Source organism: Vibrio sp. B1FIG11 (genome assembly GCF_905175335.1).
GTDB classification, from domain to species: domain Bacteria; phylum Pseudomonadota; class Gammaproteobacteria; order Enterobacterales; family Vibrionaceae; genus Vibrio; species Vibrio campbellii.
In genome coordinates this window covers 836,292-855,820 of the sequence record NZ_HG992752.1, presented here as the reverse complement: position 1 = coordinate 855,820, position 19,529 = coordinate 836,292, and the positions used below count along the sequence as shown (strand labels likewise).

Genomic DNA, 19,529 nt, shown 5'->3' with positions numbered 1-19,529 from the left:
CCTTGAGAAATTGTAACATTATGATGTGTTTTTGTATAAATAGCTCTTGATCTCGTTGAACACAAAGTTTAAATGCAGGAGCGTGATTAGGACGTTAACTTACCTTCAGAAAACGATAAGCGTACTGTCAAATCTTCCCGTGACAGAGAGGAATAAAGGGGGCTAAGAGAGTACACCACTGGAATCCACTAATGCGATTACACAGCCTGAAAGTAATAAAGCAGCGTTCATTAGTGGCAAGCAATGCAGAGAAATCATTTCGAGCAAACCGAAGTGGCTTAATACATGAATAGTAAGCATGAAAAGCAAGCAAGGTATTTTTGAATAGAGCCTCACGTTCGGTGAGGCTCTTAATGTTCGAACCCTTACCTGTCCCACCGAGACTAAGGCTCCCATATCGGCAATTGCAATGCCTCAGCTTGCTCTATGAGCATCATTCCGTCTTCAACCAAAAGATAGCGCTCAAAGATCAAAGACCATACAGATAACACAACTCTTTGCACGTATGTTTGCTTGGTTGGATAAAGCATTAGCAATGTTTCGTCGTCATATTCTGAAAATGTCCCACCGTTAGCAAAGAAGATCCCAGGGCCTCCGGCATAGCTGTAATCAATACCGCCATAGATACCTAATGGAGCCCCCATCTTAGATGAGAATGGACTTTGCTTTGAACTAGGCATGTGAGGAAGACGTATCCCGCCTTCGGCGAAGCCATCTCTATTCGAATCAGTGATATATACCTGACCACCACTCCAACTCAATAGAGAGTCATCCCCTCTTAGATCCAAGAACGAAACGAATGTCTGAGGATCCGGCTTTGAAAAAAGCGTACGACTTTTCGGTGTTGGGACGTCATCTTTCACTTTCAAATATAGATTCCAAAACGCGGCTCTAACGGAAGGCGCAACAGAAATTGGGTTTTGCTTAAAGTTGAACCCTAAACCACCAAACAACACTTCAAATGGCAAAAACTGCTTATCAATATGAGCCAGACCAGCATACTCATAAACACTTAAGCTCGACGTTGAGTTTCTTAACTTGCCATCTCCGCGAGCAAGTTCTGTTTCACTTTGTGTATTGTAAGCGACCGTCGGGACATGCTTATTAGGCGCTTTTGCACAAGAAGTATATCGCCAAGGAAACACATCATTAATTAAATGACGACAAATGCCACCAGCGACACCAAGGAACAAGCCATCAAAGGCGGGATTTTCTATGCTCCCATTGAGCTCTTCCGTTAGCATGGTCGCTAGCAACTTACCAGTTTGCGACCAACCGAAACCAATCGTTTGTTTTATGTCACAGTCAGTTTCGAGCTGCAACATGGGAATGACCTCATTCGTTTTTAAAAAATGAGCAAACTGTCGCAAGATGCTATAACCATCCGTCCCCTTAACGATCGTTCCACTCGTCTGGTCTACCACGTTTTTATCCCAAATAACGCTCGCATAAATAAAACTGTTTTCACCTCTCCCCGAAATGAAGTTTTCTCCGAGTATTATTTGTCCAATATTTAGCGTGATGTAACCAAGTGGTGTGGGTGGGAATTCAAAAAGTACGCTGTTTACAACATCAACAATCGCAACCTGATTACAGCTTTGCTTCGGAATCATTAAAGAGACAGGGACACTAAACGGTGAGCTTGTTTGGCTAGGCTCTTCAACCTCCCCCGCAAACATAGCGGAAATCACATAATACGGTTTATTCCCAACGTCTTGTTCTTGTATATCCACATCATTTAGCGTCGAAGCATGCGCCATGGATTGAATCATTAATAACAATCCAATAGCGATGTTCCTAAAAGTAAGTCGTCGCATACCAATCCTCCATCGAAGTAGATTTACTTTCGTTGACGTATCTATATTTTTATTTTTATTTTTATTTTTAACAACAAGATACGCCCAACCACCTCGGGATTGTGCTTATTACTCGGGATGCCACCTTTATGCCTGACATCTCTAATGATAGCTTGTTTCTGCAACAGCCATGCGAGTTCTGAAGCCACGAAACAATGTGGCTTCAATGCCCATATCGACCAACTACTTCTCACACACGATTTTTTAGACTTCTACCCCTGCTTCATCTTCTTCTACGATATCCGTCTCTTGGTTCGCCTCTTCCAACCATTGCTGTAAAGATTCACTTGCTAGCACCTTCTGTTGGTAAGCTTTAGCACCTTCCGATAGCTCGATGCCGTAAGTTTGGAAACGCAATGCCACAGGTGCATACATGGCATCTGCAATCGACCATTCTCCAAATAACCACCCGTTCGGATACTGCTTGGCTTGCTCTGCCCAAATAGCGTCAATACGAGCAATATCTTTACGCGCGCCATCCGTTAGATCGACTTTTCTGCGTGCGCGGATGTTCATTGGGAGTTCGCTTCTTAAGTTAAAGAAACCCGAGTGCATTTCGGCGGCGATGGCGCGTGCTTTAGCCCGTTCTGCAGACTTACTTGGCCATGCTCTACCTTGCAAGTACTGCTCGTTAACGTACTCCAAAATCGCTAATGAATCCCACACGGTTGCGTCACCATCCACCAATGTAGGTACTTTCGCGGTTGGTGTAATACCTTCCAAGGTTTTGTAAAAATCTTCCGTGAATAACTTGAGCTTGGTGACTTCCACATCCAATTTGAATTGAGAAAAGATCAGCCATGCGCGCAGTGACCAGCTCGAGTAGTTTTGGTTAGCAATAAACAGTTTCATGACGCCTCCATGCGGTTCGTGTTTTGAGTACCCATTCACAATATCTGATTGTATTTAAGGGGACTAACGGATAGTTTTGATGGAACACTTCAACAAAAACGATGGATGAGTTTTAGATATGGATATCGATGCGTTGCGTAGCTTTCTTGCCTTTGTAGAAACGGGAAGTTTCACTCGTGCAGCCAAACAGATCAATCGCACCCAATCAGCGTTTAGTGCACAAATGCGTAAGCTGGAAGACGAGCTCAGCGTCAGTTTGTTTGAAAAAGAAGGGCGTAACCTTGTCTTAAGTGAAGCGGGATTAGCACTACGCTCTCATGCAGAGCAACTAGTTAGCTTACACAATCAAACGCTGAAACAGGTGAAACGCTATGAAAATAAGCGCCCTCTTCGCTTAGGTTGCCCAGAAGACTATAACGATAATATCCTGCCTAAAGTCATTCGTGTATTACAACAATCTGAACCCACGTGTTCGATTCAAGTCTTCAGTGAGCCAAGCATCACCTTGAGAGAAAAACTCGATGAAGGAAAGCTAGACGCCGCTATTGTGACAAGAGCACCGGACAGTGAAGAAGGTTACTGGCTAGCAAGCGACAAAGGCGTGTGGATTGCTCATCCTGATTTTGACATCGAGCGCGCCCAACCTCTCCCTCTCGCCCTATTCCAAACCGACTGCAAATACCATGCTGCGGCCGTCGATGGATTAACCAAACGTGGTATTCCTTATCAACTACTGGCGTGTTGCAATACGGCCTCTGCACAACGAGCAATTGTACGTTCAGGTATGGCTATCGGTGCTATGGGCAGTATTAGCGTTAGCGATGATCTCGAGATCTTAAACGATATGCCATCGCTGCCTTCCGTGGATATCGTTTTGGTCACAGGCGTCGAGCCTCATCCGATACTGGATAAAGAATGCTTGGCGCAGTTGGTTGCGTTAATAGCTTAACAGGATTCCCTAGCCAATCACAAAGTTGAATTCACCCGTTAATCGCCCGTCGATTCGTATAGTCTCAAACTGTAGATAATCTCGGGCTTTGCCTCCCCACCATTCATCGCCAGTATTGCCTTTTAAGTACAACTGAGTGGTCAGAAACTCTTGATTATCCCGCCACAACTTGACGTGAATGTGCGGCGGACGAGAGGCATAAGGCACGGGATACAAAGTCTGGAATAAGTAGCGACCATCCGATTGAGTTTCTGCAGCGCCAAAGCCAGCAAAGTGAGCATCAAACTTATCGTTATTTGGCTGCTTAGGATGATCGTAAATCCCCTGCCCATCGCATTGCCATATTTCTACTTTGATACTTGAGACAGGGTTTCCCGATGTATCTACTACTCTGCCTTGTAACACGATAGGTTCACCGACCAAGCCTTCTGATTGCAGAATCAAGTTTTGACGAAGAGGAATATCTACTACTGGATAAAATGGCCCTTCTGTTTGTGCTGGCGTTGGCCGCATTGGTGTTTTCGCTTTTAAAGAGGGGGCGAACAACAATGTCCACAGCGCTAAAAAGTCTCTTCTTTCCATGATGCCACCAATGCAATTGCGTTGAATTAAGTTTGGTGGAACTTGAGCGATTTGCCATGACGAATATAAAAAATGCCCCTGCTAGAGAGTCATTTGCAGAGGCACTGTGGAACTAAATTGTAAATGCTGATTGAAGAATTATGCGGCTTCGAACGCCAATGCTTTCTTCTCTACCTGACGGAAAATGAGAGTTAGCACACCATTTACCGTTAAATAAAATGCACCTGCAATACCAAATACCGTCAACGTATCGTAAGTTTGTGCATTAATGCGCTGCGCGTAGCCCATCAAATCCATGATCGTAATCGTGCTTGCTAGTGACGTGCCTTTGAAGACCAAAATCACTTCGTTCGAGTAAGCCGGAACAGCACGGCGAATAGCGTAAGGCAGCAGCACTTTCAGCGTTGCGGCTTTGTTCATCCCCAGAGCACGACACGCTTGCCATTGACCGGAAGGAATCGCGTTAAACGCTCCTTTGAACAACTGAGTGCTGTATGCCGCGGTATTCAGTGCTAGCGCTAACATCGCACAGAACCAAGGTTGGCTTAACCATGTCCAGAATACGCTTTCTCTTACAGCATCAAACTGACCCGGACCGTAGTACACCAAGAAGATCTGTACCAACAAAGGCGTACCTGTGAACAAGGTGATGATGCCACGACTTACCCAATGCAAACCCGGAGTACGTAGGATCAGAGTCAGCGTCATCATCAAAGCTAAAAGACAGCCCACAACCAAGGAAGCGGCGGTTAACTGGAGGCTAGTGCCTAAGCCATCCAGCATTTGCCAAACATGTTGTTCGTTCATGCAGCTGCCTCCTGTCCCATGCTCATGCCTTGAATTGAGAACTTCTTATCAATCAGTTTGACGGCACGTTGCGTAATCAAAGTAATGCCTAAGTAAATCGCCGCAGCGGTTGCATACCATGTAAACGCTTCATGCGTCGCTGCAGACGTTAGCTGCGCTTGTTTCAGCAAATCCGTCACACCGATCAGTGATACAAGCGCGGTATCTTTCAGCAAAACCAACCATTGGTTAGTTAAACCTGGTAGTGCGTGTCTTACTGCTTGTGGCAAAACAATGCGAACGAAAGCGTGTGCTTGACTGATGCCGAGTGCACTTGCTGCTTCTCTCTGCCCTCTTCCAACGGCTTTCAATGCGCCACGTAGAGTTTGAGAAGCGTAAGAAGCGAAGATCAATGACAACGCCACCACGCCAGACAAGAACGGGCTAACTTCAATAAAGTCGCCGGTGATTAAAAACAGAACCTGCGTCGAACCAAAATAGATGAACAACACGACAAGGATTTCTGGCAAGCCACGTACAATCGTCACAAACGCCGTCATTGGCCATTTAACGAAAACGCGGCGAGACATTTCACCACTGGCGAATACCACTGCCAGGATCAAACCGACTAATAGGCTTGTGAAGGCTAGCTGGACGGTCATCCAACTAGCTTGAACAAGCGATAAAGAGTAACCCGTTAGTGCCATATTACTTACCGAAGTACTTGTTGTAGATTACGTCGTATTCGCCGTTCGCTTTCACTGTTTTCAGTGCCGTGTTCAGCTTGTTTACTAGCTCATCATTACCTTTGTTTACTGCGATACCGAAACCGTTACCGAAGTATTTAGGGTTAGTGACGTGCTCACCCACATACGCTAGGTTGTCTTCTTTCTTGAACCATTCTGCTACGACTGCTGTGTCACCGAATACAGAATCAATACGGCCATTCTTCATATCGATGAATGCGTCTTGGTAGCTTGAGTAAGGAACCGCTGTTACGCCCGGCATTTGCTCAATCAGGTAGCTTTGGTGTGTTGAACCGTTTTGAACACCAACACGCTTACCTTCTAGTGCTTTTTGGTCAGCCACTTTTTCTTTGATAGAAACAAACGCTGCTGAGTTGTCGTAGTAAGGGTCAGAAAAGTTCACTTGCTCCAAACGCGCGTCAGTAATATCCATTGCAGAGATAGCCGCATCGTAACGCTTGAATTTTAATGCAGGGATCAGGCTGTCAAAAGATTGGTTGTGGAAGGTACATTTTGCTTCCATTTCTTTACATAGTGCGTTCGCCAGATCCACATCAAAACCTTGGATTTGGTTGTTTTCATCCATGTATTCGAACGGTGCGTAAGTCGCTTCCATCGCAAATTTGATTTCTTCTTGTGCTGCTGCGTTCGCTGCCATGGTTGCAGAAGAAAGGCCGATTAGTGAAGCTAGTAGAATCTTTTTCATTGCAATACTCCGTGTGTACTTAGTGGGCTGACACTCGCAATGACAGCCGAGCTTATCTGTTAAATAGACTGAACTTTAAAAACGTAATTTAGTGATTTAGGTAATCGGCAAACTGAGTGGTTTGCGGATTAACAAATGCGTCGTGCGTACCGTGTTCAACGATGTGTCCTTGTTCTAGGTATAGAACATGGCTAGCGATTTTCTTGGCGAAATCCACCTCGTGAGTCACAACGACTTGTGTAATTCCGGTTTCGCTTAAATCATTAATGATTTTGACCACTTGGTTCGTGATTTCAGGGTCAAGCGCCGCGGTAGGCTCATCAAAAAGCAAGACTTCTGGTTTCATCATCAGGGCTCGGGCAATCGCCACACGTTGTTGCTGACCGCCAGAAAGTTGCATCGGCCATGCATCCGCTTTGTCTGCCAAATGCAGCGTCGCGAGAATTTGCATTGCCTGCTTCTTCGCTTCTTCTTTATCCATGCCAGAGACTTTTACCGGAGCCTCAATCAGGTTCTCCATCACTGTCATGTGTGGCCATAGGTTGTACTGTTGGAACACCATGCCCACTTTACGACGAAGCGCTAAACCTTGTTTCTCTTTGATTTCAGTTGAAAAGTCGAATGCGTCATCAGCGATGTTTAACTGGCCGTTATCCGCCCCTTCAAGAAGGTTAAGAACACGTAGCAGAGAGCTCTTCCCTGCACCACTTGGACCGAGTAACACCAGCGTTTCACCGCTTTCACAATTAAAACTGACATCGTGTAGAACTTGGGTATCGCCGTAAGACTTATCGATACTTTTAACTTGAATACTCATGCTGCCATACTGCATTAATTGTCATCTGGGACTTATACTAGCAAGAAAGATATTTTATGCAATAAAAATGTATAAAAATTTAGATTGTTAATTTTTTGTATAAGAAACAACCAGCCAAGCAGAGTATCTGACTGGTGCAATGAGTGAGGTTTTAACCGTATTTGTTGATCAAAAAAGCCAGCGGTTAAGCTGGCTTATTCAGTCCAATAGAAACTCTATTTAGTGCAACCCACCAACGCTGATTGGGAGTGTTGTCTGGAAAGGGAGTAAGTGATTTTCATCATCGCACTTTCTCTCTCATTTTGAGAAAAAATCTCGCGTAGTATTTCCTCGATTATGCAAGGTCCAACATTGAGACAAACAGTACTCACTTTGTAAGAAGATAAGTTTCTTAACATTTTCACCATACAAAAAATTCATCACAACAAAGCAACGGTTGTGCTTTCTTGAATTGGTCTGACCGATAGCCAATACTTTCTTCTAATTTGACTCGCAATTTGAGTAATCGAAGTTTTTGATTGGGACAAATCAATAATGAAGCCATATCGTTCTGCGCTGCTTGCGCTGGGTTCTTTGAGCCTTTTGTTTACACCTGTGACATGGTCAACCACAGCAATCGTTTTACCGGGGCTGCATGAACAAGGTGTTGATCTACAAGATGCACCGGTTTCTGCAGCGGCAGCGCTTGAGTGGGAACTAGATAATGCCGATGTCGTTTTTGGCGCATATGAAAATAAAAGCGATAACGAACGCGTGAATGCGATTGGTTATATGTACAACCAAAAGCTGGAACTTAACTCAGGTTGGCTGGAAAACGATATACGTAACCAAGCAGAAACAAATAACATCGATTATGAGGACTTTTTTCTTCATTTTTCGGAAGACACTATCCTCGCTGAAGTCGACTCAAGCCATGGCGAGAATACCCTACTCAATCGAAAACCAATGATTGTTGGTTATACGGCTAGTGCTGACCACGCAGGCTTTTGGTTATATCAACAACCACCATGGGACGCTGACGTATTTGGTCAGACGAATAATGGTGGTGCTCTCTATGTTTATCACTCAGAGAAGTTCGACCGCTTAGCATTTACGTTCTCCCAGTTTGCTCAAGGCGGCAGCTTCACGATTGAATACCCTTCTGCCATAGACTCATTTGGTCAGGTATCGGAGTGGAAGCCGTTTGATATTAACAAAGATAAAACGCACGGCATGACCAAAGATCAAACCGTAGACTGGCATGTTCCATCGGATTGGGCTCGAGCCACAACGCACGATGGCAGCGGAAAAACCTATGGCGGCGGTCAGTATTTTGGTTCTACTTTTTTGCGCGATGGTGGTCGACTCTATGTAGCAAGAATTACTTGGCATGACGATAACATTGATAATCGCCCTCACCTCGATAACATCCAGCTAAAAGATAGCTTCCCTGTCGTGAATGTTTCTGGTGCCCCAACGGCGACACCAGAGGGACAGACTATTCAGCGCTGGCGAAAAATTCGAGGTTTTGACGAATCGGCAGATCGAAATCAAGATAACTATCTTTCTTGGCAAGAGTTCAAGAGTCGCTCTAACAAGAATGCAACTGCCCGTTTTCGTTGGGAGTCACGCGTTATTCCATTTGGTCGCATGTGGAATCAATCTTCTTCGTGGGCACTGACCAACCTAAGCCACCCTACCTTTGCAAGTGTAATGAATGACTATTACCAAGCGAAATGGGCAACACAAGGCTTAAACGGTGCATACAACGACGATACTAATAAGTTACTTGGAGCAAATCAGTTCTACGTTTATTCCGGTGGTACGGTGGATGAACTTGGTTTGGTGGCAGGCAGCCAAGCTGCTGACGATGCTTACAAAGCGCAATTCTCGGCGTTCTTAAACAAACTGGCAACGCTGGATGCGGATGCGTTAATTGGTCTCAACATAGGCACGGCGAACTTATTCGGTCGTAATGGACAAAACCACTTGGTTGACGCTGGCTCTCTGTACTTACGTGAGCACTACCTTTTCCCATCTACTGGCTTTAGTGGCTATGCTGGCTTAGCGAAGTTTTGGGACAATTCTGCACTCGCCAAAGCGGGCCAAAAGGTAATTTACCAAGCGACGACACGTTATGGACGCGTTCAGTACTTTGGTAACACAGAAGACAATTGGAAAAAGGACCAATACTCTTCACTGGCGGCATTCTATTTAAACCACCATCCAGAGCGTAGCTTTTTTAATCAATGGAACAGTAGCTACTTATATGGCAGTAACAACACTACCGCCGACAACTTCTGGAAAGCTGGCGTACCAAAAAACATCGCTTATCAACCCAGTGCTTTACTCGCCGTCGACTTGGGCGAACCTGCCAATCTAATGCCTGTAGGTTCTGAAGCGGTACCACTTATGATGTCTACTAGCACACCGACAAAGTCCGATTATACAATCATTGGCGATTCCACCATGAATGAAGTCGTGCACGCTGATTTACCCGGAGACATTACTTATCTTTATCCCACCTATACATACTTTGCCTATCGTTCAAGCACAGATGTCGTCGCTCAAGGTCCATCAGAAATGGTGTTAGCACGTGAGTTCACCAACGGGCGTGTGCTATATCGCACCGACTTCTTCGGCAAAAACGCAGACTATTTCTCCGCGCCAAAAATTACCATCACATTAGACAAACCGATGAGGCCCGTAGACAAAGACGGCAATATTGGTGACTACGTTTCGCACATTGAAATCGGCGGTTATGAGGGGTTGTTCTTACTTTATTGATCAACATTCGGTGAGCGATTTCTTCAATATCGTATTGGTATCGACGGCCTCCTTTCAGTCTTGGCTTCTTTAACAGAAAACCATTAGTTTCACTTTTGAGACTGCAAATATCCGGATTCAGGAATATTCATTGCAGTGAATATTTTGAACGCTCTTTTGGCTCGTGTTTCTCTCATATTGAGAAAATATTAGGCAATTTGAGAAGAGATGTGCAACTAAGTAACTGATAAGGAAAAAGTATGAAAACCATTTCAAAATTAGCACTCATCTTAGGTGCTCTGTCTTTCACTTCATATAGTTATGCGGTACCAGGTGCAGTTTGTAGTAATGGTAATCATGTTGGCAATCCGCATTGTACAGGTAGCTCGATATCCTCCTCTAGCGCACCAATGCCCAACCTGTCAGCTAACTGGTCAGGAGCAGGAATTCTGCTTAGCGCAACATTACTTGGCCTTTATATAAGAAGAAGAGACTTACACAATGCTTCAGAGAAAGAGCTCAAGTAACTTAGCAAGTGACTCGGAGAGAAGGAGTGTTTTTAACGAAACCTCCTTTATCTTATTGGTTTTAGCCACCATCGCGAATGGGCTCGCAAGCGATTTTGTCGTTTGGTCCAAAGACGCAGGTAATTTCCCTTTATCGCCATTAGTTGTGTTTACTCTGTTTGTCTTCGTCTATTTACACCATAAAAATCAAAACCATACCGCAGCACTTGGCATTCCAATGGCAGTCTTGGCACTGTTTATGATGATCCCGAGTTCACTGGCATCATGGATAGGGCTGCTGCTCGCGAGTCTTCTTTACCGAATTCAAACCGACAGGTTCCACCAATCTATCATTCTCTTGATTATGCTAGCGCTAACCTTCATCTGGCAAAACAGCATATTTAAGGTAGTCAGTGGTTTTATTCTCCATGCAGAAACTTGGCTCATAGGGACATTCTTAGCGCCCTTTTACCCAGAAATGACGGTCTATACCAATCATCTCCTCTTTCACAATGGACATGACCTTTCCATCAACGTCGGTTGCTCTGTATTTTCCAACTGCTCTTTCGTCTTACTTGGCTGGGTATCAATGTATTTTCTGCTTGGGAATCGTTCACTGCCCATTAAGTGGCTGGCCATTTTATTCATCCTCTTAACACTGACCAACGTTGTAAGAATTGGCGTAATGGCTATTGATTACCCAACCTACGTTTTCGTACACGAAGGCTTGGGTGCTGATATTTACAACACAATTCTTATTTTACTCTCAGTGACGCCACTTCTTTTCTCATTTTGCAAAAAGGAGAAAAAAGCATGCGATTAACAGCGCTCTCATTCGCGATGATCTTGGCGCTGGCTTTGATCAGCCTTTCTCTAAAAGTGGTGAGATATACTCAGGAGATGTCGACACTAGAACATGTCGCGCTAGAGCAACAGTTTATCGAAAGCGTGGCGCGGAGTGAGTGGCGTATCAAAAACAAAACACCAATGAACACCAATGAGAGTAGTTATATCTATATACTTCAAAACGAGTCTTGCTCTAATCCCGTCATGGTGAGTATTTTAGGTAGAGACGCAAGTGACAAATACCTACTTGCTCAATACCTTCAACAAGATGATATTGTTTTTCTCCTCAATGGTAAGGAAGTAAAACACCTATCGACGCCAAAGCTTTACATCATGAGCGTGCAAAGCAATATTGAGCGCCTCTATGATGAGAGCAAACCTCTTCCGCTCGCACTCTCTGTCTACAACGAAACCGATTCAGCTCAGTGCAACTTCGTACTTTGAGCGACACAACGGGACTCCAACAGCACCAAATACCAACTCGGTTGCTTATGCTGTTTTGACAAGGCATTATAACGACGACAATTTATAAAATAAAAATGGAGACGCTCGAGTGAGTGAAATAACGTCATTGGAAGCACTAGAAGCCCTGTATGGTCAGCCAAGCCAACGAGCGAAAAACAAAGTGATGTTCGAGCTAGATGAATATGCCCAGACATTAATCAATCACAGTCATTTTGTCCTCTTTACAACCAGCGATGAACAAAGCTTTACTGATATATCCCCACGTGGTGGGCTGCCAGGATTTATTAAAATCTTAGACAATAAAACCCTGCTAATGCCTGACAGCTCTGGTAATAATCGACTGGACAGCTTTAAAAACATTCTCGCAAATCCAAAGGTCGGACTTTTATTTATGGTGAATGGGATTGATGAGGTCGTAAGACTAAAAGGCGTTGCCAGTTTACACACAGATGAAAAGTTAAAGTCAATGTGCCCTGATGGGAACAAAGCGCCTAAAATCGTCATCAAAATTCAAGTAGAAAGCTTGTACTTCCATTGCGCTAAAGCCATCATGCGTGCAAAGCTTTGGAGCGATGCGTACCGCGTCGATAGAAAAATCCTCCCTTCTCTTGCTCAAATCATGAAAGCACAGCAGAACACCCCAGATTTAGTGGCGGCCACTCAAGAAGAGATGGTCGAATATTACAAGTCAACGCTTTAACGAGCGCTTGTTTAAAAATGCCGCATCATGGCTTGATGCGGCATTTATCGTTGTATCAGAGTGTATTTCATCGAAAGCAATACCGAGCAAGCATTACTTCGCTCTGATGCGAGATACAAACATGGTGAGTACTTTACTCTGGTTTCGATACAACTCGCATGTTGTCCAGATAGTAATCAGGGATAGCACGGGGATAGAATTTATCGTCTAAGCAATCAAAATAGAACGCGTTTTTGTCTGATGATTCCGGGGCCAAACCACATACTTTTAGAGCACGTGTTTTGTTAATAAACTCTGGTTTTTGGTTATCAAAGATCTCCTCAACAAAATAGAATTTGTTGCCCTTAACCACACCGCCGTTGGCACGTTCAAACATACTTTCCGTCAATGCAAAATTTGCGACTTCGTTGTCATTCATATTGCTGTATATCTTCAATGTGTAGTGACTAACATCAGCATCAAATAGCTGATCTTTTGTCAGCACTAATTCTTGCTTGGCAAACATAATGTTTCGATACACGATTGCTCCACTGTTATGAGTGAGGATCACTCGGTACCCGCTCACATCCTGTCCAGCGAATTGCAAATCGGTATTAAGAATGGCTTGCGTATTATTGAAGAGCGTCTGCCAAGGGTTAATCGCATCCGAAATATATTTATAAAGCACCATCAGAGGTGTTGTACCGCCGGTATTATCTTCTAACGTTGCTGTGCCTTTTGGTTGATCGAGCAATGAACCGACGGTAATCGGGAAAGCACGGTAGCCAAAATTAGGCACATAAACACACTTTTCTTCCAAAGTAATGCCATTGGTGAACCCACTCCCGGCAATCTCATCGCTGTTACACAAGTAACGCTCCGACTCTCCAATAATGACTTTTGGTAAGTGTTTAATCACCGCGTTCACCGAGCTTGCCAGGTTGAACGTTTTCCCGATATGGGCGAGCTTAAAGTTGGTCGTCACCGCACTATTCATCGCCTGAGACGCCTGGTTAACGAAAGTTGCGCCAGTCGGGCCCGTTGTGATTTTAACAAGGGAGTTAAACAAGCGACGAATGTTCGGAACCATCGCTTTTTTCCAAATATCAGAGCTCAAGTTAACGCGCGACACACCTTTCTTCATGACTTCCCAAGAAGCTTGCTCAATATTGGCAGGTTTTGCATCATCGCTTACTTGGTCTTTTGATACAAATAAGTAAGCCTCGTTTTGTTGGATATAAGAGCGAAGGTTCGAAAGAAACTGGACAACAGAAAGAGTCTTATCTCCAGATTCAAAATACTCGACCGGGTAAAGTATCTCTGAATTTCCTGCTGGTAGCCCTTCCAATCCAAATAACATCACCTCTGCGAGGCTAATCTCTGCATAAGATGTATATGAGTGGCTCACCGTTTTCACGATAGGTGTTGTCGTACATTCAGCGCATCTCACCAAGTCTCGGATAACATCCGTAAGAAGTTTGTCTAATTCTCTTTCTGCGGTAGTCATTGATAGCTTTTCCGCAAGGTAGAGTTCTGAGAAGAGTAATTCTTGGTAATGAATCTTCTCCGCCTTTGTTGGTTTAGGCGCTAAGAACTCAATTGGCTCCATTTCGGTTTCACGAAAGCGCTTTGTTTCGTCCTTGTACTGCACTAACAATTGCTTCTTGGCGCCAACAAAGTCTAGACCTGTTTTCCCACCGTTTTCCTTAAGCTCCTGCTGAATGATCTGATTTAACTGAGGTTTAAAACGTGTGTCCATGATTGCTTGAGTATCTGCGACGATTGGACTGAAATAGCCTTGATCGCCATGATGTACGTCAGCAAGAATGAAACCCATGTCATCGAGCATTTGGAGTTTAATATTAAGATATTGCTTTTTGACTGGCTCTTGTTCCGCAGACCAATCGGATACAACCGTCTTGCGCTTGTCATAGAGATAGCTGCTACAAGCCTCTTCATCAAGTCGGTAGTTTAGACAGTGTTTGGACATCACAAGCTGAAACAGGTAAAGCGAATCGTGATATGTCGGGTCGACTTGATCATAATAAACCGTCTGGACGACAGATGAATGGTTAACCTCTTGAGCAAAAGAAACGTGAGATGAAAGCGCGCTTAACAGTATAAGCGGCAGAAACTTAGATATTTTCATGTATTTTTATTACCACTGCGATTTGATGTAATCGCTATTTATATTAATAACAACAGCCGCTGTTTTAAGTGAATCATGGTAATCAAATCGTTAGTTACTTAATGATAATAATAAAAATAAAAAAGACCCCGCAATATTTATAAACACGCCAGCAATTAACAAAATAATAAATAAAAAGACAAAAGTTTAAGCCCATAGTGTTTATATGGATTTCACCTTTATTTGTTAGAGGTCTTGCGGTGGAAAGAGAAGAGAAGAGTAACAAGGTTGATGCCAGGAGGAGAATGAAGTTGAGGAGCATCAAAGGCTTTATCTCAGCAATAAAAATGCCGCTCACTATGGCATGAGCGGCAATTTAATCGAGGTCTAACCTAATAGAATTTAAACTTTCTAACCATCACTTTGCGGTTTTTTCAAAACTCGCAACAATACTCGTCTGGTCAAAATTACGGTAACCGCGAATCATGATGTTGAACATACCCGCAGGTTTGTTAAGAACACACTGCTCATTGCTACCATTTTGGAATGGGCGGCAGTCGAAACTCGTTACGGATACAGAGTCGTTGTACTTAACGAACAAGTCAGCATCACCACTTCTCGGGCCTGACATGGTGATCGTCACCTGCCCTGCTTCTTGTGTTTCAAAGGTAAAGAATTGCTCTTCGCCATACCCTGCCTGCAAATTGTCAACGGGTTCACCATCTTGTAATGGCGTCACACCCGATACGCTATCCATGCTCGACTCCACCAAATAAGCCACTGCAAGTTTCGCGAAATTGCTAGCATGAGTTGCCGTTGGATCCGCGTTTTCTAAAGTATCAAATTGGGTATGAATATTCGGGTTGTAGTCTTCAAACATACTCTCGAAAGGCATTGCAGCTGGGTAGCCAGCATTATGCCAAGATGCATGGTCAGAACATGCGTAGCCACATCGGTCAAAGGCGTAGGTGATTTCAGGCGCATACTCATCAATCAACTCAGCCAAAAAGGCCGTTAGGTTGCTGTCCGTATAGTCTGTAATGAACGTAATGTCATGAGCAGAGCCATTGTAGTTAGTCATATCCAGCTGCAAGGCTGAAAGAACGTTGGCTCCTTGGCTACTCAGCATTGATACCACGCCTTGGGATCCTCTCAAGCCGACCTCTTCCGCCGCATAGCCATAAAACTTAATCGTACGATCGGGCTGGACTCCACTGGCGATCATCAATCGAAGCGCCTCCGTTACGGTAGCAATACCCGATGCATCATCGTCCGCACCTGGAGAGATGGTGTGCTCTTCTGTCCAAGTCCCTGCCGTCGAGTCTAAATGGCCACCCACAACAATAATTTCTTCTGGGTACTTCGCTCCTAATAAGGTGACTTCAACTGACTTTTGAGGGAACCCAGCATGAGGAATTTGCACCGCAGATGCATAACTCACTCCCTCAATCTCTTTTATCCAGCGCTCTAACAACCAGTTTGAGGCTTCAATACCCGTCGGTGTCGTATAAAAACGGTTGGTGAAAGATGTCATGTCTTCAATCGTTTTCACCAAGTTGGTTGGCTCTACCTGTTTGATGAGCGTTTCGACCGTTTCATGATGACTTATCGTGGGCTTGTTAAATGTTTTTATTGTCGTCGGCATCGCTGCCGCTTTCATTGCGCTGGCTTTATCTGGGTGCACCATATAGCCACCACAACGATGTTTGTCATGGTGCATGTGACTGGATAACGTCGCTAACTTATCTCGAGGAATCTTAGCAACGATCGCTGGGCGTGCACCGAAAAAGTCAGAATACACCACGGCGCCGTGTTGAATAGCTAAGTGCTGAGCATCTGCGTCTGTTGTGATCCACACCTCTTCCTGCAACGGAGATTCACTCGCAGCAACAGTGCCGCTCAGTAATGCCATCGCTAATAAGCTCTTTTTCATTTGTTGTTTTTCCTTTTCTAGCCGTACATGACGAATTAGGGCTCCTTTGGGAGCCCTTTATATTGCGTTATTATTTATTTGGTTTTAGGAATCGGTAACGCTTCGTTTCAGAACACACATTTCCAGAGGTACACACTTGGTATTCCACGTCGATCGTGCCGTTGTGCTCAAACTGGTCAACGTAAGACTGGAAGTCCGTTGCACCTACGTTTTTACCATCACGCTTCACGATGAAGTAATCGTCAGTGCTGTATTTCCAAGAAAGTTTGACACGAGCTTTACCATTCGGGAATTTGTTACCAAAGTTCAGTTTCAGCGGGAACGCATCCGTTTGGCCTTCTTCGATCGTCACTGTTTGTGTCGTCGAAGTTGCACTACCTGCATCATCCGTTACGGTTAACGTTACTGCGTAGTCACCTGCCGCAGCGTAAGTGTGTGATACCGTCTCACCAGTTTGCGAATTACCATCACCTAGGCTCCATTGGTAAGAAACAATGTTGCCGTCACTATCACTACTTGTGCTACGAAGTTGAACCGTTTTACCCGAAACTGATTGGTCAAACGACGCTACTGGTGGCACGTTCGCACTGCTATCATCGTAAGTCGCCAATAGCTCTGCGTTATCGTATGCAGCGTAACCGTAAACGTTGATGGTGTAGCGGCCTTGCTCTGGGTTTTCAATGACACACACTTCGTCTGATACTGAAGCGCTAGAACAAATGTTCTCCGTCGAGCTTGGCGCGTAATCAAAACCAACATAGATATCCGGATCACCATTTGGCGCTAGCAGGTTAATCGTCAACTTTTGCTTGCCTTCTGGTACTTCAATATCAAAGTAAGTCTTCGAGCCTGTGTCACCATTCACGGTTACCGAGCTGCCATTCTCTAAGCGTTGGTATTCTGGCTCTGGTGGCAATGGTGGCTCCGCACAAGGCTCTACACCCACAATGCCAAACGCATCAACAACCGCAGATGCGTCGTAACCTAGGTCAGTTGCGGCACTTTTAACGCCACATGCCCCTTCCCAGAAATCACTGTTTTGTGACCAGTAGATCTGGTTAGCAAGTACGAACAGTTCAAACGCTTTCTTGGTATCCCAGCCATCCGTTGTCGCAAGATGGTAGAAAGCTTTGTTGAATACGCCCGAGCTGTAGTGCACATTCAATCCATCGTAATAATCTTGAGCATGGTTGATAGAAGAACCATCACGCGAAGGGTCATCCATGTAACGCAGGGCGCCATCTTCTTTAAAGATGTCTTTACCGACCATCCAGTCATTTTCGCCCTTCATGTAGTACTCTGCCGCTTCACCTGCGATATCCGAGAAGGCCTCGTTCATGCCACCAGACTGATTAGCGTAAACCAGGCCTGAGTTTTGTTCGGTAAAGCCATGGCTCACTTCGTGAGCTGACACATCAAGGCTAACCAGTGGGTAGAAGTAACTCTCACCATCACCGAATGTCATTGCCTGACCATCCCAGAACGCGTTTTCGTACCCAGTGCCGTAGTGAACGCGCATCATCAGCTTAAAGGTAAGCGGTGCCGTATCGAACCAGTTTTTATACATGTCGAATACGATGTTGCCAAAGTAATGGGCGTCGTTCAGTGGCGAGTAAGCGCCGTTGATTTCTTGGAATTCATTGCGCGGACATTCGTAACTGTATGGAGTAGAACCTTCAGTACCGCCATTTAGGTTAACCGTGACAACGTTCTCCGACTCCATCACACAGTTAGTGCCATCCTCTTGTACGTCGAGGAAGTGGTAATCCGTACCGTACTCGTACATACCCGTTTTTTCATTACCACCAGGGCCTGTACCGATTTGTGCGTGTGCAATCCCTTCCCAACGATCGATGATTTCGCCACTGTGAGCATCTAGCATAGTAAACGGACGAGATGGTTGAAGGCTGTTCGCTAACAGATAAGAAACCACGTAGACTAAACGAGTCTTCTTGCCGTCTTGATAGATGAATAACTCATCTTCAACGTTTCGCAGGAACTTAACTGCGAAGCCTTTATCCTGAAGGTTTTTAGACGCGACTTTTAATGCATCTGCACGGTTCAACTTCGGCTTAACAAAGCTACGATCCAAGTCATTCACGCGAAGGTAGCTTCCTTGTACCGTTTTTAATGCACCACCCTTAAAGCTTTGCGTCGCATTCAGAGAATGGCCCCAAACAGGAACACCCCAAACGTTCTGCTGAATCTTAACTTTATAAACGCCACGTTTTTTAAGGTGGATACTTTTCACCTGTTTAAAGCTAGAAGCATTGTTAACACCCAGTTGTGAGTTAAGGCCAGAGAAGTTGGTGAAGTTAACTGGCTTGGTAAGTGTGACTGATTCACCTGCATGTACTGACATGGTCATTACACCTGCAACAGCGACTGCTATCAGACGTTTCTTGATTATCATTTATCTATCTCCTTGATGTATTCGAATCGAATCTATCAGAAAAAAACACATCAAAGTCGATATTTAAAATCAATAAAATAGTTGTGATACATCAATTCTATAAATCAATGAAACTGGCAAATCTAAAAGTTACAAAATTGTTGCAAATGAATTTTTCATGGAAGAAGATCTCATTTATAAAATCCAAAAAATACATTTTTATCATTAGATATTTTTATTTAAAAATATTGTTTTCTTAAATTTCATTATGAACAAAAAATTTATTAAACCCAGAAGAAATAGAGAGACCGATTTCAATATCATTATTATCTAAGTCATAAAATTTAGCATATTAAACTTTGTATTTTCAAATACAAAATATCAAAAACCAAGTATCAGATAAAAGTTCAGAATGAATGCCATCCCGATTAAAACTCGACTACTTACCGCAATCGTTTTCGTCGCAATCGCCCTTTAAACTTAACTAGAAAATCCATACCACGACTTGATATAAACTGTCATAAAACCCACATAATACAAG

The 19,529-nt window shown here is 44.2% G+C and carries 16 protein-coding genes; 6 read left to right on the top strand and 10 right to left on the bottom strand.

From position 1 onward, the window contains the following. Positions 1-383: 383 nt before the first annotated feature. Complete coding sequence (locus KHO06_RS20710; RefSeq protein ID WP_212583291.1) at positions 384-1,817, bottom strand: alpha/beta hydrolase domain-containing protein; 1,434 nt, start codon at positions 1,815-1,817, stop codon at positions 384-386. Between the two features lie 243 nt (positions 1,818-2,060). Further along, a complete protein-coding gene (locus KHO06_RS20705) occupies positions 2,061-2,708 on the bottom strand; it encodes a glutathione S-transferase family protein (protein WP_212583290.1) in 648 nt (215 codons plus the stop codon). A gap of 118 nt (positions 2,709-2,826) precedes the next feature. Between KHO06_RS20705 and KHO06_RS20700 the strand changes: the two genes are divergently transcribed. Further along, on the top strand, positions 2,827-3,657 hold the full coding sequence (locus tag KHO06_RS20700) for a LysR family transcriptional regulator (RefSeq protein WP_212583289.1): 831 nt from the start codon (positions 2,827-2,829) through the stop codon (positions 3,655-3,657). 9 nt (positions 3,658-3,666) lie between these two features. Here the strand turns inward: KHO06_RS20700 and KHO06_RS20695 are convergent, their stop codons facing one another. From KHO06_RS20695 to artP, 5 genes are all read right to left on the bottom strand, one after another. Beyond that, positions 3,667-4,239 carry a protocatechuate 3,4-dioxygenase gene (locus tag KHO06_RS20695; protein ID WP_212583288.1) on the bottom strand — a complete coding sequence of 191 codons (573 nt, stop codon included), beginning with the start codon at positions 4,237-4,239 and terminating at the stop codon, positions 3,667-3,669. A gap of 138 nt (positions 4,240-4,377) precedes the next feature. After that, positions 4,378-5,046 carry an arginine ABC transporter permease ArtM gene (gene artM / locus KHO06_RS20690; protein ID WP_005431471.1) on the bottom strand — a complete coding sequence of 223 codons (669 nt, stop codon included), beginning with the start codon at positions 5,044-5,046 and terminating at the stop codon, positions 4,378-4,380. Beyond that, on the bottom strand, positions 5,043-5,732 hold the full coding sequence (gene artQ / locus KHO06_RS20685) for an arginine ABC transporter permease ArtQ (RefSeq protein WP_038889357.1): 690 nt from the start codon (positions 5,730-5,732) through the stop codon (positions 5,043-5,045). Before artQ ends, artM begins: the two co-directional genes overlap by 4 nt. 1 nt (position 5,733) lies before the next feature. Then, positions 5,734-6,477 (bottom strand): arginine ABC transporter substrate-binding protein, encoded by a 744-nt coding sequence (locus tag KHO06_RS20680; RefSeq protein WP_005431576.1) that lies wholly within the window; start codon positions 6,475-6,477, stop codon positions 5,734-5,736. Between the two features lie 88 nt (positions 6,478-6,565). Then, positions 6,566-7,294 (bottom strand): arginine ABC transporter ATP-binding protein ArtP, encoded by a 729-nt coding sequence (gene artP, locus KHO06_RS20675; protein ID WP_280519535.1) that lies wholly within the window; start codon positions 7,292-7,294, stop codon positions 6,566-6,568. A 534-nt stretch (positions 7,295-7,828) separates the two neighbouring features. Between artP and KHO06_RS20670 the strand changes: the two genes are divergently transcribed. The 5 genes from KHO06_RS20670 to KHO06_RS20650 all read left to right on the top strand — a co-directional run bounded on the left by KHO06_RS20670 (position 7,829) and on the right by KHO06_RS20650 (position 12,556). Next, positions 7,829-10,060, top strand: a complete 2,232-nt coding sequence (locus KHO06_RS20670; RefSeq protein ID WP_212583286.1) for a hypothetical protein — start codon at positions 7,829-7,831, stop codon at positions 10,058-10,060. 239 nt (positions 10,061-10,299) lie between these two features. After that, positions 10,300-10,566, top strand: coding sequence for a hypothetical protein (locus KHO06_RS20665; protein ID WP_077201821.1), 267 nt, complete (start codon positions 10,300-10,302; stop codon positions 10,564-10,566). After that, positions 10,541-11,368 (top strand): hypothetical protein, encoded by an 828-nt coding sequence (locus KHO06_RS20660; protein WP_212583285.1) that lies wholly within the window; start codon positions 10,541-10,543, stop codon positions 11,366-11,368. Before KHO06_RS20665 ends, KHO06_RS20660 begins: the two co-directional genes overlap by 26 nt. Then, entirely contained in the window at positions 11,359-11,835 is a 477-nt protein-coding gene (locus KHO06_RS20655) for a hypothetical protein (RefSeq protein WP_045395589.1), read from the top strand. The genes KHO06_RS20660 and KHO06_RS20655 overlap by 10 nt, the downstream gene beginning before the upstream one ends. Before the next feature lie 109 nt (positions 11,836-11,944). Continuing rightward, positions 11,945-12,556, top strand: coding sequence for a pyridoxamine 5'-phosphate oxidase family protein (locus KHO06_RS20650; protein ID WP_212583284.1), 612 nt, complete (start codon positions 11,945-11,947; stop codon positions 12,554-12,556). Between the two features lie 133 nt (positions 12,557-12,689). Here the strand turns inward: KHO06_RS20650 and KHO06_RS20645 are convergent, their stop codons facing one another. From KHO06_RS20645 to KHO06_RS20635, 3 genes are all read right to left on the bottom strand, one after another. Continuing rightward, complete coding sequence (locus KHO06_RS20645; protein ID WP_212583283.1) at positions 12,690-14,684, bottom strand: hypothetical protein; 1,995 nt, start codon at positions 14,682-14,684, stop codon at positions 12,690-12,692. 397 nt (positions 14,685-15,081) lie between these two features. After that, on the bottom strand, positions 15,082-16,596 hold the full coding sequence (locus tag KHO06_RS20640) for a M28 family metallopeptidase (RefSeq protein WP_182052347.1): 1,515 nt from the start codon (positions 16,594-16,596) through the stop codon (positions 15,082-15,084). A gap of 70 nt (positions 16,597-16,666) precedes the next feature. Then, positions 16,667-19,009, bottom strand: a complete 2,343-nt coding sequence (locus KHO06_RS20635) for a M4 family metallopeptidase (RefSeq protein ID WP_212583282.1) — start codon at positions 19,007-19,009, stop codon at positions 16,667-16,669. Positions 19,010-19,529: the final 520 nt, after the last annotated feature.

Excerpts from the sequence above, each read along its gene's own strand:
- KHO06_RS20695 (WP_212583288.1), bottom strand. The coding sequence starts at position 4,239 with ATGGAAAGAAGAGACTTTTTAGCGCTGTGGACATTGTTGTTCGCCCCC.
- KHO06_RS20640 (WP_182052347.1), bottom strand. The coding sequence starts at position 16,596 with ATGAAAAAGAGCTTATTAGCGATGGCATTACTGAGCGGCACTGTTGCT.
- KHO06_RS20645 (WP_212583283.1), bottom strand. The coding sequence starts at position 14,684 with ATGAAAATATCTAAGTTTCTGCCGCTTATACTGTTAAGCGCGCTTTCA.
- KHO06_RS20635 (WP_212583282.1), bottom strand. The coding sequence starts at position 19,009 with ATGATAATCAAGAAACGTCTGATAGCAGTCGCTGTTGCAGGTGTAATG.
- KHO06_RS20680 (WP_005431576.1), bottom strand. The coding sequence starts at position 6,477 with ATGAAAAAGATTCTACTAGCTTCACTAATCGGCCTTTCTTCTGCAACC.
- artQ (WP_038889357.1), bottom strand. The coding sequence starts at position 5,732 with ATGGCACTAACGGGTTACTCTTTATCGCTTGTTCAAGCTAGTTGGATG.
- artP (WP_280519535.1), bottom strand. The coding sequence starts at position 7,294 with ATGAGTATTCAAGTTAAAAGTATCGATAAGTCTTACGGCGATACCCAA.
- artM (WP_005431471.1), bottom strand. The coding sequence starts at position 5,046 with ATGAACGAACAACATGTTTGGCAAATGCTGGATGGCTTAGGCACTAGC.
- KHO06_RS20660 (WP_212583285.1), top strand. The coding sequence starts at position 10,541 with ATGCTTCAGAGAAAGAGCTCAAGTAACTTAGCAAGTGACTCGGAGAGA.
- KHO06_RS20705 (WP_212583290.1), bottom strand. The coding sequence starts at position 2,708 with ATGAAACTGTTTATTGCTAACCAAAACTACTCGAGCTGGTCACTGCGC.
- KHO06_RS20665 (WP_077201821.1), top strand. The coding sequence starts at position 10,300 with ATGAAAACCATTTCAAAATTAGCACTCATCTTAGGTGCTCTGTCTTTC.
- KHO06_RS20700 (WP_212583289.1), top strand. The coding sequence starts at position 2,827 with ATGGATATCGATGCGTTGCGTAGCTTTCTTGCCTTTGTAGAAACGGGA.
- KHO06_RS20670 (WP_212583286.1), top strand. The coding sequence starts at position 7,829 with ATGAAGCCATATCGTTCTGCGCTGCTTGCGCTGGGTTCTTTGAGCCTT.
- KHO06_RS20710 (WP_212583291.1), bottom strand. The coding sequence starts at position 1,817 with ATGCGACGACTTACTTTTAGGAACATCGCTATTGGATTGTTATTAATG.
- KHO06_RS20655 (WP_045395589.1), top strand. The coding sequence starts at position 11,359 with ATGCGATTAACAGCGCTCTCATTCGCGATGATCTTGGCGCTGGCTTTG.